This is a genomic window from Pseudomonas luteola NBRC 103146, from assembly GCF_002091675.1.
GTDB lineage: Bacteria > Pseudomonadota > Gammaproteobacteria > Pseudomonadales > Pseudomonadaceae > Chryseomonas > Chryseomonas luteola.
In genome coordinates this window covers 209,312-225,429 of the sequence record NZ_BDAE01000003.1, presented here as the reverse complement: position 1 = coordinate 225,429, position 16,118 = coordinate 209,312, and the positions used below count along the sequence as shown (strand labels likewise).

The 16,118-nt window shown below is 57.6% G+C and carries 11 protein-coding genes; 2 read left to right on the top strand and 9 right to left on the bottom strand.

The genetic code is table 11. From position 1 onward, the window contains the following. From PLU01S_RS05575 to glnE, 9 genes are all read right to left on the bottom strand, one after another. The gene (locus tag PLU01S_RS05575; RefSeq protein ID WP_074823103.1) at positions 1–1,452 is read right to left on the bottom strand and encodes a lipopolysaccharide kinase InaA family protein; all 1,452 of its coding nucleotides are present in this window, start codon (positions 1,450–1,452) and stop codon (positions 1–3) included. Beyond that, positions 1,449–2,204: a lipopolysaccharide kinase InaA family protein gene (locus PLU01S_RS05570; protein ID WP_074823105.1), complete on the bottom strand. Its 756-nt coding sequence runs from the start codon at positions 2,202–2,204 to the stop codon at positions 1,449–1,451. The genes PLU01S_RS05575 and PLU01S_RS05570 overlap by 4 nt, the downstream gene beginning before the upstream one ends. Next, positions 2,201–2,932 carry a lipopolysaccharide kinase InaA family protein gene (locus tag PLU01S_RS05565; protein WP_074823109.1) on the bottom strand — a complete coding sequence of 244 codons (732 nt, stop codon included), beginning with the start codon at positions 2,930–2,932 and terminating at the stop codon, positions 2,201–2,203. Before PLU01S_RS05565 ends, PLU01S_RS05570 begins: the two co-directional genes overlap by 4 nt. Further along, entirely contained in the window at positions 2,932–3,738 is an 807-nt protein-coding gene (rfaP, locus tag PLU01S_RS05560; RefSeq protein ID WP_074823112.1) for a lipopolysaccharide core heptose(I) kinase RfaP, read from the bottom strand. The genes PLU01S_RS05565 and rfaP overlap by 1 nt, the downstream gene beginning before the upstream one ends. Beyond that, positions 3,735–4,856 carry a glycosyltransferase family 4 protein gene (locus tag PLU01S_RS05555; RefSeq protein ID WP_074823498.1) on the bottom strand — a complete coding sequence of 374 codons (1,122 nt, stop codon included), beginning with the start codon at positions 4,854–4,856 and terminating at the stop codon, positions 3,735–3,737. The genes rfaP and PLU01S_RS05555 overlap by 4 nt, the downstream gene beginning before the upstream one ends. Positions 4,857–4,929: 73 nt before the next feature. After that, complete coding sequence (gene waaC / locus PLU01S_RS05550; protein WP_074823115.1) at positions 4,930–5,997, bottom strand: lipopolysaccharide heptosyltransferase I; 1,068 nt, start codon at positions 5,995–5,997, stop codon at positions 4,930–4,932. Next, on the bottom strand, positions 5,998–7,032 hold the full coding sequence (gene waaF / locus PLU01S_RS05545) for a lipopolysaccharide heptosyltransferase II (RefSeq protein WP_074823118.1): 1,035 nt from the start codon (positions 7,030–7,032) through the stop codon (positions 5,998–6,000). A gap of 59 nt (positions 7,033–7,091) precedes the next feature. Further along, complete coding sequence (locus PLU01S_RS05540) at positions 7,092–8,015, bottom strand: branched-chain amino acid transaminase (protein ID WP_010797051.1); 924 nt, start codon at positions 8,013–8,015, stop codon at positions 7,092–7,094. A gap of 13 nt (positions 8,016–8,028) precedes the next feature. Then, positions 8,029–10,998 (bottom strand): bifunctional [glutamate--ammonia ligase]-adenylyl-L-tyrosine phosphorylase/[glutamate--ammonia-ligase] adenylyltransferase, encoded by a 2,970-nt coding sequence (glnE, locus tag PLU01S_RS05535; RefSeq protein ID WP_074823122.1) that lies wholly within the window; start codon positions 10,996–10,998, stop codon positions 8,029–8,031. A 232-nt stretch (positions 10,999–11,230) separates the two neighbouring features. Between glnE and aceE the strand changes: the two genes are divergently transcribed. After that, the gene (aceE, locus tag PLU01S_RS05530) at positions 11,231–13,876 is read left to right on the top strand and encodes a pyruvate dehydrogenase (acetyl-transferring), homodimeric type (RefSeq protein ID WP_074823126.1); all 2,646 of its coding nucleotides are present in this window, start codon (positions 11,231–11,233) and stop codon (positions 13,874–13,876) included. A 27-nt stretch (positions 13,877–13,903) separates the two neighbouring features. Next, complete coding sequence (aceF, locus tag PLU01S_RS05525; RefSeq protein WP_074823129.1) at positions 13,904–15,898, top strand: dihydrolipoyllysine-residue acetyltransferase; 1,995 nt, start codon at positions 13,904–13,906, stop codon at positions 15,896–15,898. Positions 15,899–16,118 lie beyond the last annotated feature (220 nt).

Sequence of the window (16,118 nt, the reverse complement as noted above, 5' to 3'; positions counted from 1 at the left end):
TCAACCTCTAGAGTAATCATCCCTGCGCCCAGGCAGGGATGGAATGCGTTCATCAAGCAGCCGGTACAGGGCACTGCTCTTGGGCCAGTTCCGCAGAAAGCGCTCACGATCTCGTGCAAAGGCTTTCTCAAATTGCTGCTGGCTCGTGTGCTGAGTCATGGCATCCAGGTCGATCAATGACCAGTGATCACCATTCCAGAGCACATTATTCCCTTTCAAATCGCCATGACTGATTCGTTCGCGAACCAGCCCCTCAAACAGAACATCCAGCGCAGCCAAGTCTTGCTCAGGTGGGGCGCTATCCTGGTACGGCTCAAAGCGCGCCAGTATATCCTGCCCTGACGCATAATCGGTAATCAGGTAGGCACGCCGGCGTAAACCTAGCCAGCGCTTTTCCATTACGCCCAAGGGTTTAGGCGTGTCGATGCCCATAAAGCGCAGACGATTCCCCTCGATCCAGCTATGCCAGGCGCGGCTGGGCCGCCAAAAGCGCGTCAACCAATGCCCGAAGCCCTTGATGTTATAGCGCTTCAGAATATAAATATTCCCAGCATGCTCCACACGTGCCACCGTGGCGGCGCCGCCATCCTTGTAGCGGTGTCCCTGGGCAATGAAACGGTCTGGATCGGCCAACAGCGGTTCCACCACCGCCTCGCTGTCCCGGCGCATGGCCAGGATGCCTTCACTGGATCGGCTCACTTTGAACAGGCTGCAATCTCGTCCGGCTTTTTCCAGAAAGTCTTTTAGGCGCCATGTGCGAATGCGGATCGCTTCCTGCTGGATCGCTTCCGGTCTCAGGGCATGCTCGCCATTCACCAGCAGGTAATGCACCAGCAACTCTTCGATATAGGCGTCAAACCGGGCAGGCAGCTGTCCGAAAAAGACGCCTAGGTTTTGCATAACCTGCTTTTGAGAAAGGGGCTTTCCCTGGGACTCGGCGTGGATGTCAGCCCCATCTATAACGTAGATGTTCCCGTCCTGTTGAAGAAGGTTGTCCAGATGCAAGTCGTCCTGCCAGAGACCCTTGGCATGTAACTCGCCAATGGCAGCCAGCGACATCCCCAAGACGTCCTGCTGACTGTCAGAAAGAGGAGGTTCCTGATCGACTCTTCGCCATAAGGCATCCAGGCTCACTGCGTTCTCCAGAAACTCAAACAGCAACCAGCCGCCCTTGCCAGCCTCGAAGCCTTCAGCCACAACAGCCGGCGTTGTCAGCTGGTTGTCGATCAGTAAACGGCAACCCTCACGCTCACGCGTATAGTGTCGCTCCGAGCGAGCGCCTACAAACAGCTTGGCCAGCACCGAGCGGCCCTGCCACCGAGCCTCACTTACATAGCGTTGTCCAGGTAACACGCGCAGGAGTGATATCAGAGTCAGCGAGCCCTCAGGCAATTCAATCTGAACAGGCAGCGCTGGGGCTCGCCCAGACCGGACTAGCTCATCCAGTTTCATGGACGCGTTTCCTTGCTGCGACGACGCACGCTGAGCTTGCGTAACCAGGTATCGACTTCACGGCTATCAGGCGCCATCTGTAGATAAGCCGCCAGGAACAGCCGGACTTCCGCCTCGCTCCAGACCGGTGCGCGCCTTAGTAACGGCTCCAGATCCTTAACCCTGTCCTTACGCCCTAATAGCAACAGGCGTGTTTTTTCAAGGTCAATCAGGCGCGTTAGAAACCCGCTTTCCTGCTCCTGAAGAAAGATGTGCTTGGGATAAAAACAGCCATGAATACGCCCCGCTGCATGCAGGGTTCTGGCAAGTACGCCTATAGCCGCCAGGAGCGTATGGCGTGTCCGCTCGGGTAGCTCGGGCCATTCGGCCAGCCAGCTATCCAGATCCTGCCATCCATCCAATGCTCGCGTCAGCAGAATGGCCTGCCGTTCATTCCCTACCTTGCGCTCGCCAAAGAACGAAGCTTCCAGTGCCGGAATACCGAGCGTGCTGTAACGCTGGATGTTACGAAACTCCCGAGCAAAGGTGGGCTCTCCCAGGGGGTGAAGCAGGTCATGCGTCAGGTAATTGCTTTGACGCTTGAGAAAATAGGACGCCTCGTCGAGATCGAGCCGGTAGACGGTGCTCCAGCCGCCACGCCTGGCGTTAGGCTCGTCGACCGCCTCCAGCTGAAGCGACCAGAGCGCTTCGAACGTTGAGAGCCCGTGCCGCTCTAGTATGGCGGCATCTTTGGCAGACAGGAAATCGCTCATTCGCGCCCCTTGAAGTAATTCAATACATGTACGATTCGCTCCTTGTCGGAGTCTCTTAGCCGCTGCCGCCCCTTGTAACGCAAGTAGAATCGCAGCCGCTGCGTACGTGAAAGCTTGTATTTAGCGACCTTATCCAGGCAGGCCAAATCCTTGATGATGCGCCGCCTGAGCCAGGAACCAAACCAGAAGGCCCCTGCCGGACAATCGATGAGGTACAGCGTACCGGCTTGATCAACCAGCAGATTGCGCCACTTCAAATCATTATGAGCGAAGTGATGGTCATGCATGGTGCGAGTAGCACGTGCTAACTGCAGGCTCAACTGATCGACCCAGGCCGGATCACTCAAGCGCGGATCATCATGATGGGCCATGACAGCCAGGTCATCGGTCTGGGGAATTTCACGAGTTATCATGGCGCCGCGGGTAAATTGTCCGCCTGAGCGCTCAAGTCCCCAGGCCACGACAGGCGCTGTTGGAATACCCCATCTGGCAAAGCGTTTAAGATTTTGCCACTCAGACTTGACGCGAGGACGGCCCATATACCGACGCAGGCCCTTGCCTGCGCCGGTATAGCGCTTGACGTAATAACGAATCCCCTCATAAGTGACACGTATCACTTCAGACAGAGGGTCATTGGTCAAATGCTCGCCTTGCAAGGTGAATACCCGTTCAAGACTGGCAAACTCCGCTATATGCTCCACAGAGGGATCAATACGCCACTGGGCCATCAGAGCCTGTCTCCGTAACGCTGCTTGCGTTCGTAGAGCCGTTCGGCCTTGCGCTGCAATCGCTGCAGGAGCGCGGCCTCTTCTCGCAGAATCTGCCGCAATGGCCGCTGAAAATACACACGAAGAAACCTCAGGAAATCCCGCTGAGTCAGCCCGATACCCAGTGCAGAGAAATACAGACCAGCCAGGTCCTTGTCGCGCCAGCGTCTGGGCACCTGGTCTCGCGTATGAGCGCGATGCAGGTCGATGAGTGACAGCCTCAATGTACCCGGCTCAACGGGCCGATCGGTATGCAATAGAAAGTGACAGATGTAGCAGTCTCGATGGTTGACCCCTGCACGGTGCATCGCGCCTGTCATCCTGGCCACCTCATCGATCAGAGCCCATTTGGTACTCGCCTTGGGAGGCTGAACAGGCCAAGCCAGCGTGTAGTCTTCCAGGCTGACGGTAGGTGCCAATTCCTCCGTGATAATGAAAGAGTGCTGCTCGGCCGGGTTACTGCCTCGCTCACCAAAAGCCACGGCGTTCATGGTAGGCACACCAGCCTCATGCAGGCGCTGCAAAGCCTGCCACTCCTGCCCCGCACCCAGTACCGGCTGTTTCAACTGCAACAAGTTTTTGGCAATTTCACCCCATCCAATCCCTCGATGGATTTTGACGAAATACCCCTTGCCATTGACTTCAGTACGCAGGGTACGTCGCCCTTCCAACTCCCGAAAAACTTCTCCCTGAAGCGCTTCTACCGTTTCAAAGGCATCGCGCCCCACCCACAGGGAGCGGAAAGGCTCTTCAAGCACAAGCTTCACAAGCGCGGCTCCAGAATGACATCAGCCGCCCGCTCGGGCATGCTGTACAGATCGGCAGTCTCGGCATAAGCGAGGGCATTACGGGACCATGCAGTGCGCTGCGAATCATCGCTGAGCATGTCGGCCAACAGAGTATTGAGCTGCTCCTGCTCAAATGGGCTAGGCACTACCCGGCCGCAGTTGGCGTCCGTGATGTAATGAGCATAGCCACAGACATCGGTTACCAGCACAGGCAAACCGGCCACCAAAGCCTCCAGCAGTACCGTTCCCGTGTTCTCGTTATAAGCTGGGTGAATCAACAGATCCGCCCCAAGAAGAAAACGCGGGATATCGCTCCGTCCCTTGAGGATATCCACTTGATCGGAAATGCCCAGCGCCTTGGTCTGCAACAGAAACGGCTTGGGATCGTCCTGCCCGATAACAATCAGGCGCACCCGTTTCTTGAGTGCCTTGGGGAGCGAAGCGATTGCTCGCAGAGAGCGATCCAGCCCCTTGGTCTTAAAGCCCGAACCGATCTGCACAACCAGCAGTGACGTATCGTCCAGACCGAACTCCTGGCGAAACGCCTTGCGTATTTCTTCGGCATTGGCCGGTGCGCGGCGGTCTGCTGCTATACCAGGCGGAAGCAGATGAAAACGCTCGGCCGGCGTCCCGTAGTGCCTGACGAAGAACGGCTGCTGGACCTCCGAGATCATCAAGACCTGGGTCTTGGACTCGGGCTCAAACACGGCCCGCTCGTACTCGGCAAAATGACGATAGCGGCTCCACTTTCGGTACAGGGGGTTACGCAGTGTCTGCGCCTTTTCTTCAAAGCAGGGATCGGCCGCGTAATACACGTCCAGGCCAGGCATCTTGTTGAAGCCAACAATGCGATCCACTGGATCACTAGCCAGATCGCGCTGGAACCAGGCCGTAAACTTTTCGTTGCGTTTGTGATTGAACAACGCCTTGGCTGATCCAACGCGCACGTCGAATCCTTCAGGTACTGGGCCTTCCCAGATCAGCGTATAGACACGAATAGAGTGACCACGACGCTGGCACTCCTGGGCAATACGCATGAAGTCACGCTGTAGCCCCCCGAAGGGAAAGTACTTGTAGAGAACAAAAGCCAGACGCATCAGCATATGCCCATAAAAAATAGCGGATCACCGTAGCAGGTGATGACGTTCAAACCTGTCGAACCATGATAACTCAGCACAAACGCTGTCCTTTGCTGGACAGCATCGCTTCCAGAGAGGCGAAAACCCGTGCCGGATTGACACGCGAGAAGCACAAGGGCTGCTCTTGGGAAACATCAAACAGTCTCCGGTCGTCTTCAGAGGGAGCGTAGGTACACTGCTTCTGCAGACAGGGCGCACAGACCCAATCGCTGGTGAGATGTACCTGGGAACGGCCATAGGCACCTGTCAGTCTGGCATCGGTCGGCCCGAACAATGACAATGTCGGCACATCCAGCGCAGCCGCCAGATGCCCCAGGCCTGTATCAACTGCCACGCAGGCGCTGGCGCCAGCCAGTACGCGGGACACCCCAGCCAATGACATCTTGGGGAGAACCGACACATGTTCAAGTCCTGAAGCGATACGTTCTGCTCTTTCGCGCTCGGGGTCATTGCCCCATGGTAAGCGCACCAGCACCCCAAGCTGCCGGGCCGCTTCAGCCAGCTCGCGCCAATAGCGTTCCGGCCAGTGCTTGGTCGCCCAGGTCGTACCATGCAGAAACAATACGTAAGGTCCGCTTGCCTGGGGCTCGGCAAGACGTGTGCGATCCAGTCCGTAATCGCCAGTGGACTCTGGCAAGGGATAACTCAGAGCCTGGGCAAACAATTGCCTGAGTCGTTCGACAGCATGCTGTCCCCAAGCAACCTGGCAGGTTCGGTCATAAAACCGGCTTGCCAGTGGCTCGCGGATCGACTCGCGCGAAAGCCCTACTACCGGCGCCTTGACGTATCGAGTCAACCATGCACTTTTCAAAAGCCCCTGGGCATCGATCACCACATCGTAGTGAGTGTCTCGCAGGCGCTCCTTGAAGCGCGACCACTCCCCGTTTTTCAGCGTCTGGAAAAGGTTTTTACGCCACCGGCGAATCGCTACAGGAATGACTTGAGACACCGCTGGGTGCCAGGATGGAATCTCGGCAAAGCCTTCTTCAACAACCCAGTCGAAGCGAATTCCTGGAAACGCACGACTGGCATCCGTCAGGGCCGGCAATGTATGAATCACATCGCCCAATGACGATGTCTTGATCAAAAGCACCCGCACTTATTCCACCTCGACCGGATCAGCAACCAGTTGATCCAATGCACGCAGCACGGCAGCAGGCTCCAGAAGACGCATGCAGTTGTAGTGTCCGAATCGACAGGTCCGATCAAAACACGGGCTGCACTCAATACCCAACCGTACGACCTCAACCTCTTCGGCCAGAGGTGGCGTAAAGCCTGGGGACGTCGATCCATAGACCGCAACCAACGGGCGATCCAGTGCGGCGGCGACATGCATGAGGCCAGAATCGTTGCTGACTACTGCCGACGCGCAGGACATAAGGTCGATAGCCTCGGCCAGTGCCGTCTGACCCGCCAGGTTCGTGACCTCTTCGCGCAGGCCTGGAATCAAACGCTCGCGGATTTCCTCGCAGCCTGCATGATCCTTTTGCGAGCCGAACAGCCAGACCTGCCACCCTGCCCTAATCTTTACATTGGCCACTTCGGCGTAGTGGGCTGCAGGCCAACGCTTGGACTCACCAAACTCGGCGCCTGGGCATAATGCTAACACCGGCCTGTCCAGCTCCAGGCCAAACTTGCCAAGTGCCGCGTCGCGGCTGGCAGACTCGATTCGCAGTTGGGGATGTGGATAAGGCTTGGGCAACTCAGCCCCAGGCGGATAGGCCAGTGCGATAAAGCGCTCAATCATCAGCGGGTAGCGCGCCTTATCCAGTGTTCTTATGTCATTGAGTAGGCCGAAACGCATCTCGCCGCGCCAGCCGGTGCGCTTGGGAATACCCGCAAAATAGGGCACCAGGGCCGACTTGAGCGAATTTGGCAGCAGAATGGCCTGATCGTACTGACCGCGCAGACTACGACCGATACGCCGACGCGTTGCCAGCTCAAAAGCACCATGCCCAAGCGGAAAACTCAGCGCCGAGCGTACTTCGGGCATCCGCTCAAGCAGAGGACGGCTCCAATCAAGCGCCAGCACATCAATGGCACAACCGGGATGAAGCGCCTGCAGACTCTTGAACAGCGTCTGCGCCATCACCATGTCGCCGACCCAGGAAGGACCGATTATCAGAATTCTCATAGGCTCACGCTACAACGTACAAGGCTCATAGTATCTACCATGAGCCTTGTACGTGCGGCTTATTTCACTGCAGTACGCCACTCGGCATGGCTATCAGTCTTGCCGGTAACCAGATCGAAGTAGGCCTTTTGCAGCGTTTCGGTCACTGGACCGCGGCGGCCGGCGCCGATGGTGCGTCCATCGACTTCACGGATAGGGGTCACTTCAGCGGCAGTACCAGTAAAGAATGCTTCATCCGCAATATAGACTTCGTCACGCGTAATACGCTTTTCAACCAACGCGTAGCCATGCTCCTTGGCCAGTGTCAGCACGGTGTTACGGGTGATGCCGTTGAGGCACGCCGTTACTTCAGGCGTGTAGATGACATTGTCCTTGATGATGAAGATATTCTCACCGGAGCCTTCAGCCACATAACCTTCCGGATCCAGCAGCAGGGCCTCGTCTGCACCGCCGGAAATGGCTTCCTGCAGTGCCAGCATCGAGTTAATGTAGTGTCCGTTGGCCTTTGCACGGGTCATGGAGATGTTCACGTGGTGACGGGTATAGGAGCTGGTACGTACCTTGATGCCCTGTTCCAGCGCCTCCTCCCCCATGTAGGCGCCCCAGTGCCAGGCGGCCACGATCACATGCACCTTCAGACCGGTCGCACGCAGTCCCATGCCTTCCGATCCGTAGAACACCATCGGACGCAGATAGGCGCTTTCAAGGTTGTTATCACGAATCACCGCGCGGTGCGCTTCGTTAATCTCGTCTTTGGTGAAAGGCATCTTCATGCCCATGATGTGGGCGGAGTCGAACAGACGATCCGTGTGCGCCTGTAGACGGAAGATTGCTGTGCCCTGAGGGGTGTTGTAAGCGCGAACGCCTTCGAACACACCCATTCCATAATGCAGCGTATGGGTCAGAACATGGGTGGTCGCATCGCGCCACGGCACCATTTCACCGTCATACCAGATCACACCGTCACGATCGGACATCGACATAATTTGCAGCTCCTCAAGAATTCGATTCGTACTGCTGCGCAGCGAGTGGGTCGAGCGCAAGCGACTTCCAGATCCGCATGACGCCGTGTCGCTCGTCATGGAAGAGGCTGCCGTCCACTACGCCTGCCTGCTTCTGCAGAGCCTGGCGGTGTGCGGCAGCACGGTAGGCTTTGTAAGCCTCTTGCAACAGATGGACATCTGGACTCGAGATCAATCCAGCCCGCTCTAGTTCTTCCAGAATGCGGATATTGTCGGTGAAGCGCAGCAGATCAGGATGCTGCCAGGACCAGACAAGAACCGCATATTGCACCATAAATTCAATATCGACGATACCGCCTGCATCCTGCTTGAGGTCAAATACCCTGCCCGCCTCGAAGGCAATCGGCGACGATCCACCGGAGGTAGCCTTGGTTCCCAGGTTTTCCCGCATCTTCATCCGCATCTCGCCGACCTCACGACGCAGCTTGGCCTCATCACGACGCCGGCTCAGGACCGCAGCCCGTACAGCCTCGAACCGTGCCGTGACGACGGGGCAGCCGGCCAGCACCCGCGCCCGCACCAATGCCTGGTGCTCCCAGGTCCAGGCCTCGTTCTGCTGGTAGTGCTCGAATGCCTTGATCGTACTGACCAGAAGCCCGGCAGCCCCGGAAGGCCTTAGGCGCATGTCGACCTCATACAGCGTTCCGGCGGTGGTCGATGTGGTCAGGAAGTGGATGATGCGCTGTCCGAGACGCGTGTAGAACTGAGCACCATCGATAGGCTTGCCGCCATCCGTCTCGGCTAACGGATCACCATCGTGAATAAAGACAAGATCAAGGTCGGAACCGTGCCCCAACTCAATACCGCCGACCTTGCCGTAACCTATGATCACGAAGTCCGGATCACACGGCGATCCATCGGCACGTTGCGGACGGCCATGTCGCTGAACCATCTGTCGCCAGGCCAGCTCAAGCACTTGATCAAGAATCGCCTCCGCCATCCAGGTCAGGTAATCACTGACCTTCATCAAGGCTAGCGTGCCTGCAATCTCGGACGCTGCCACTCGCAGTCCATGAGCGCGCTTGAAATGCCGGAGCATTTCCATCTGCTGCTCCAGATCATCCTCAGGGATGCGTGCCATCCGCTCCCGCAGCTCCGCGACCAGCTCAGGCTTTTGAGGTGGGCGATACAAGCGGCCCTCGTTAAGCAACTCATCCAGCAAGGCGGGGAAACGCGTGATTTGCTCTGCAATCCACACACTTGCACTGCAGAGCTGGAGCAGACGCTCCAGTGCTCCGGGGTTTTCGGTGAGCAGCACTAAGTATGCCGAGCGTCTAGCGACGGCCTCGATCAACGGTAGAACGCGATCCAGGGCTTGGTCGGGCTCGTCATGAGAAACAATCTGAGTCAACAGCCGAGGCATAAAGGCATCCAACCGTTCTCGCCCCATTCTCTGCATGGTCCGAACCTGACTGCTGCTTCGTAGCGCACACAACCGTGACCAAGCTGACTCGGGACTGCTCAAGCCTGCCTCCTTCAACTGCTGGATAGCTGCTGCATCCTCAAGGCTGCCTTCCCAGAGGGGTAGCCACTCCTGCCCAATTTCTGACTGACTGTCCGCTCCCTCGTCCGGGTCAGCAATAACCTGCTGAAAATGCCAGTTGATACGGGTGCGCCAATGGGTCAGCCGGCTTAAAAAAGCAGTCCAGCTATCGAAGCCCATCATGAAAGCTACCCGCTCACGATCCAGCTCGCTGTCAGGCAATTTCTGTGTTTGTCGATCTCCAATCGCCTGTAGCGCATGTTCCACGTAGCGGAGAAAGCAGTATGCCTCTCGCATCTCCTCGGCTGCCTCGGCGGGAAGATAGCCCAGATCCTTCAGTACGCTCAGGATTACCAGCAATGGGCGCTGCTGCAGGCTTAGCTCCCGTCCGCCATGAATCAGCTGATAGGCCTGTGCAATAAATTCCACCTCTCGAATGCCGCCTGCGCCCAGCTTGATGTTGTCATCCATCTCACGGCGCCTGACCTCCTGCTGGATCAGCTGCTTCATGTTGCGCAGCGCTTCAATCGCCGAAAAGTCCAGGTAACGCCGGTAGACGAAGGGGCGCAACATGCTGAGCAGTTGTGCTCCGGCCTGCTGATCGCCTCCTACAACGCGTGCCTTGATCATGGCGTAACGTTCCCAGTCCCGACCCTGGTCCTGGTAATACTGCTCCATGGCCGAAAAGCTCAGCGCCAGCGCGCCTGACGAGCCATAGGGACGCAAGCGCATATCGACCCTGAAGACAAACCCATCTACGGTAATCGTATCAAGGGCCTTGATAAGCCGTTGGCCTAGGCGAATGAAGAACTGTTGATTGTCCAGTGCACGACGCGCCCCTACTGTCTCGCCACCCTCGGGGTAGGCAAAAATGAGATCGATATCGGACGAAAGGTTAAGCTCGCCCGCTCCCAGCTTGCCCATTCCCAAGATAACCATATGCTGCGGTTCTCCAGTCCGATGCCCCATCGGGACCCCGGATTGACGGCATTGGTCCTTGTACAGCCATTGGTAGGCCTCATCGATACAGGCATCGGCCAGTTCGGTCAGGTCACGGCACGTCTCGAGCAGGTCGGCCTGACGTGTCAGATCGCGCCAGATAATGCGAACCTGGTGCCGCAGCCGAAAGCGGCGTAAGCGCTGTCCGAGTTGGTTTTCATCCGAACATCCGGCTAGACAGTCGGTCAGTTGTTGGTGAATAGTGCCGGCTGGCAGTGATCGCTCGAATAGGCCCTCGTCTGCCAGATCCAGCATTAATGCCGGATCGCGCTGAATCTGCTCAGCGACAAACTCGCTGGCCGCTATCACCCGTGACAGGTCGCTGCGCCGCGCTGGCGGCCATGCTGAAAAATATTGCAAACGTTCAGGCTGTGCGTTCAACGCCTCCATGAGGCGTGCCTGCGCACACCTTACAGGTTCGGCAAGTGAATCAGGAATAGCAGTGAGAGAAGGCAGGCTCATGGTCTATCCTGTGGAGTCAACGGCTGAGGAGAAGGTCAAACCGCACGACAATTTGTCGTTGTTTTATAACGGACATTGACCTGAGCAGCTGAAACGACCGCCGTTTTGTAGTAAAACTACACGCCGGCCGGGAACCACCCGGTCATAATCCAAGAATTCACGCTGCCCCCAAGAGGATGGCGGCGATACCGAGGCAACCGATTCTGGAAGCCTTTCCGCCCTGGAGCAAGCCATGCAAGACCTTGATCCCGTCGAAACCCAGGAATGGCTGGACGCCCTGGAGTCCGTACTAGACTGCGAAGGTGAAGACCGAGCTCATTATCTGCTGACCCGTATGGGTGAGCTGGCCACTCGGACAGGTACACAGCTTCCCTACGCGATCACCACCCCGTATCGCAACACGATCCCGGTTACCAAAGAAGTCCAGATGCCGGGCGACCTCTTCATGGAGCGGCGGATTCGCTCGCTGGTACGCTGGAATGCGTTGGCCATGGTGGTTCGTACCAACCTCCGCGACCCGGACCTTGGCGGCCACATTTCTACCTTTGCTTCGTCCGCTACGCTATACGACATTGGTTTTAACTACTTCTTCAAAGCGCCAACCGAAGAGCATGGCGGCGACCTGGTGTATTACCAGGGCCACGCTTCTCCTGGCGTTTACGCACGTGCCTTCCTTGAGGGCCGCCTGACCGAAGACCAGATGAACAACTTCCGCCAGGAAGTAGATGGCAACGGTCTGTCGAGCTATCCGCACCCGCACCTGATGCCCGATTTCTGGCAGTTCCCGACCGTATCCATGGGTCTGGGTCCGATCACAGCGATCTATCAGGCACGCTTCATGAAGTACCTGGAAGACCGCGGCTTCATCCCGGCCGGCAAGCAGAAGGTCTGGTGCTTTATCGGTGACGGCGAGACTGACGAGCCAGAGACCCTGGGCGCCATCTCTCTGGCAGGTCGTGAAAAGCTGGACAACCTGATCTTCGTGATCAACTGCAACCTGCAGCGTCTGGACGGTCCGGTTCGTGGTAACGCGAAGATCATCCAGGAACTGGAAGGCGTCTTCCGCGGCGCCCAGTGGAACGTGAACAAGGTTATCTGGGGTCGCCTCTGGGATCCCCTGTTCGCCCGTGACGAAAACGGCCTCATGCAGCAGCGCATGGATGAAGCCATCGACGGTGAATACCAGAACTACAAGGCTAAGGACGGCGCGTTCGTTCGTAAGCACTTCTTCGGCGCCAACCCTGAGCTGCTGAAGATGGTTGAGGACATGTCCGATGAGGACATCTGGAAGCTCAACCGCGGCGGTCATGATCCGTACAAGGTGTATGCAGCCTACCATCAGGCGGTCAACCACAAGGGTCAGCCGACGGTCATTCTTGCCAAGACCATCAAGGGTTATGGCACCGGTGCGGGTGAAGCGAAGAACATCGCCCACAACACCAAGAAGATCGATGTGGAGAGCCTGAAGAAATTCCGCGACCGCTTCGACATTCCGCTGAACGATGATCAGCTGGCCGACCTGCCCTTCTTCCGTCCTGCCGAAGACAGCCCGGAAATGAAGTACCTGCGCAAGCGTCGCGAAGCGCTGGGCGGCTCGGTACCGCAGCGTCGTACTACCAGCATCAGCATTCCGACACCACCGCTGGAAACGCTGAAAGCTATCCTGGACGGCTCTGGCGATCGCGAGATCTCCACCACCATGGCCTTCGTGCGCATCCTGTCCCAGCTGGTCAAGGACAAGGATCTGGGCAGCCGCATCGTCCCGATCATCCCGGACGAAGCCCGTACCTTTGGTATGGAAGGCATGTTCCGTCAGCTTGGCATTTATTCCTCCGTCGGTCAGCTCTACGAGCCTGTCGACAAGGATCAGGTGATGTTCTACCGCGAGGACAAGAAAGGCCAGATCCTCGAAGAAGGCATCAACGAAGCAGGCGCCATGAGCTCCTTCATTGCAGCCGGTACGTCCTACAGCACCTACAACCAGCCGATGCTGCCGTTCTACATCTACTATTCGATGTTCGGCTTCCAGCGTATCGGCGATTTGGCCTGGGCCGCTGGTGATAGCCAGGTGCGTGGTTTCCTGATTGGCGGTACTGCCGGCCGTACCACATTGAACGGCGAAGGCCTGCAGCACGAAGATGGTCACAGCCATATTCTGGCAGCGACTATCCCGAACTGCCGCACGTACGATCCCACCTATGCCTACGAGCTGGCGGTCATCATTCGCGAAGGCATTCGTCAGATGACCGAAGAGCAGAAGAACGTGTTCTTCTACATCACGGTCATGAACGAGAACTACCAGCAGCCTGCGCTGCCTGAAGGTGCCGAGGAAGGCATCATCAAGGGTATGTATCTCCTGGAAGAAGAAACCGGCGATTTCAAGCATCGCGTTCAGCTTCTGGGCTCGGGCACCATCCTGCGTGAGGTTCGCGAAGCAAAAGCCCTACTGCGCGAAATGGGTATCGGTGCAGACATCTGGAGCGTCACCAGCTTCAACGAGCTGCGCCGTGATGGCCTGGCAGTTGATCACTGGAACCGCCTGCATCCGCTGGAGGAGCCCCGCAAGGCCTATATCCAGCAGTGTCTGGAAGGACGTGAAGGCCCGGTCATTGCCTCTACCGACTACATGAAGCTGTTCGCCGACCAGGTTCGCCAGTGGGTTCCATCCAAGGAATACCAAGTGCTGGGCACTGACGGTTTCGGCCGCAGCGACTCGCGCAAAAAACTGCGTCACTTCTTCGAAGTGGATCGCCACTGGGTCGCCCTGGCTGCTCTGCAAGCCCTGGCCGATCGTGGCGCTATCGAGCGTCAGGTCGTAGCGGATGCCATCACCAAGTTCGGTATCGATCCGCTCAAGCGCAACCCGCTTGATTGCTGATGCCGACGGTGAAAAGGAGAAATTATTGTGAGTGAAACCATTCGCGTACCTGATATCGGCAGTGGCGAAGGCGAGATCATCGAAATTCTGGTCAAGGTGGGCGACACCGTCGAGGCTGAACAAAGCCTCGTCGTGCTCGAATCCGACAAAGCCAGCATGGAGATCCCGGCCCCGAAAGCCGGCAAGATCGCTGCGCTGCACGTCAAGCTGGGCGATACGCTGAAAACCGGCGACCTGCTGCTGGACATGGAAGATGGCGCATCGGGTGAAACCGATGCAGCCGAGCCCATGGCAGTTGCGGCCGGCTCTGCTGACGAAGAAGTTGAAATGCCGACGCCTCCAGGCGACGAGGACCCGTCCGCGTCTGCCAAGGAAGACGACCAAGCTGGAACAGGCACTGCTCAGGAAATCCATGTGCCGGATATCGGCACCAGTGGCAAGGCCAACATTATCGAGCTTCCGGTCAAGGTTGGTGATCGTATCGAAGCCGAGCAGACCTTGATTACCCTGGAGTCTGACAAGGCCAGCATGGAGATCCCCTCACCTGCTGCCGGCGTGATTGAAAGTATCGCCGTCAAGGTGGGTGATGAAGTAGGTACAGGTGACCTGATTCTGGTACTCAAGGGAAGCGGCAACGCTTCCTCTGCACCGGCTCAATCCACCAGTGATAAGCCTGCCGTGCAGGCAGCCGAGCCTGAATTGCACGAGACGGCCGACGATGAGCCTGCTGGCGAGAGCACTGAAGAGATCAAGGTGCCTGACATCGGCTCGACCGGTAGCGCCAATGTGATCGAAGTGATGGTCAAAGCGGGTGACACGGTAGAAGCGGACCAGTCGCTGATTACCCTGGAATCCGACAAGGCCAGCATGGAAATCCCGGCGCCCAAGGCGGGCGTGGTGGAAAGCGTTTCCATCAAGGTAGGTGACCAGGCCAAAACTGGCGATCTGATCCTGACCTTGAAGGTTCAAGGCGCAGCACCGAAGAAAAAGGCTGAGAAGCCTGCACCGGCTCAGCAAAACGCAGCTCCGGCACAAAAGCAGGCGAGTCCAAGCCCAGCGCCGGCCAAGGCACCGCAAGCGCCCACGCCCACCGGCCAGCCTGGCAAGAAAGTGCATGCTGGCCCGGCTGTACGGATGCTGGCACGCGAGTTCGGCGTCGAGCTGAGCGAAGTGGCGCCAACCGGTCCGAAGGGACGTATTCTCAAGGAAGACGTCCAGTCGTACGTAAAGGATCAGCTGCAAAAGAGCAAATCTGCTCCGGCCGCAGCGGCAGCTACCGGTGGCGCCGGGATTCCTCCGGTCCCGACCGTGGACTTCAGCAAGTTTGGCGAAATCGAAGAAGTTCCGATGACACGCCTGATGCAGGTAGGTGCTGCCAATCTGCATCGCAGCTGGCTGAACGTGCCTCACGTAACGCAGTTCGATCAGTCTGATGTCACTGATCTTGAAGCCTTCCGTGTGGGTCAGAAGGCTGTGGCAGAAAAAGCGGGCGTCAAGCTGACCATTCTGCCGTTCCTGCTCAAGGCCTGCGCCCATGTGCTCAAAGAGCTGCCGGACTTCAATGCCTCGCTCGCACCCAGTGGCAAGGCCATTATCCGCAAGAAATACGTGCACATTGGCTTTGCCGTGGACACGCCGGATGGGCTGCTGGTACCTGTCATTCGCAACGTCGATCAGAAGAGTCTTCTGCAGCTGGCTGCCGAAGCCGCTCAACTGGCTGAGAAAGCACGCAACAAGAAGCTTTCCGGCGACGACATGCAGGGTGCCTGCTTCACGATCTCCAGCCTCGGCCACATTGGCGGCACCGGCTTCACGCCGATCGTCAACGCACCGGAAGTGGCGATCCTGGGAGTATCCAAGGCCACCATGCAACCGGTATGGGACGGCAAGGCCTTCCAGCCGCGCCTGATGCTGCCGCTTTCGCTCTCCTATGATCACCGCGTGATCAATGGCGCTGCTGCGGCCCGCTTCACCAAGCGCCTGGGCGATCTGCTGGCTGAGATTCGCGGCCTGCTGCTGTAAAGAGACGATGCCGGCCTCTGCCGGCAACCGTCTGGCCGATGAAATGCTCGGTCATCTGAAACCCTGCCACCCCGGCAGGGTTTTTTTTAAAGAATTTGACTTGCTGGATCGATAAAGCTTCTTAGTAGAAAGCTGCTGTCTGTTTTATCGAGACGCTTGTCAGTGTGGTTGGCTTGATGCACCCTTGCTCCCTGAAAGGACTTATGGGTGCCTCGTTCTG

Excerpts from the sequence above, each read along its gene's own strand:
- PLU01S_RS05565 (WP_074823109.1), bottom strand. The coding sequence starts at position 2,932 with ATGGCCCAGTGGCGTATTGATCCCTCTGTGGAGCATATAGCGGAGTTT.
- PLU01S_RS05555 (WP_074823498.1), bottom strand. The coding sequence starts at position 4,856 with ATGCGTCTGGCTTTTGTTCTCTACAAGTACTTTCCCTTCGGGGGGCTA.
- aceE (WP_074823126.1), top strand. The coding sequence starts at position 11,231 with ATGCAAGACCTTGATCCCGTCGAAACCCAGGAATGGCTGGACGCCCTG.
- PLU01S_RS05575 (WP_074823103.1), bottom strand. The coding sequence starts at position 1,452 with ATGAAACTGGATGAGCTAGTCCGGTCTGGGCGAGCCCCAGCGCTGCCT.
- PLU01S_RS05540 (WP_010797051.1), bottom strand. The coding sequence starts at position 8,015 with ATGTCGATGTCCGATCGTGACGGTGTGATCTGGTATGACGGTGAAATG.
- waaF (WP_074823118.1), bottom strand. The coding sequence starts at position 7,032 with ATGAGAATTCTGATAATCGGTCCTTCCTGGGTCGGCGACATGGTGATG.
- PLU01S_RS05570 (WP_074823105.1), bottom strand. The coding sequence starts at position 2,204 with ATGAGCGATTTCCTGTCTGCCAAAGATGCCGCCATACTAGAGCGGCAC.
- glnE (WP_074823122.1), bottom strand. The coding sequence starts at position 10,998 with ATGAGCCTGCCTTCTCTCACTGCTATTCCTGATTCACTTGCCGAACCT.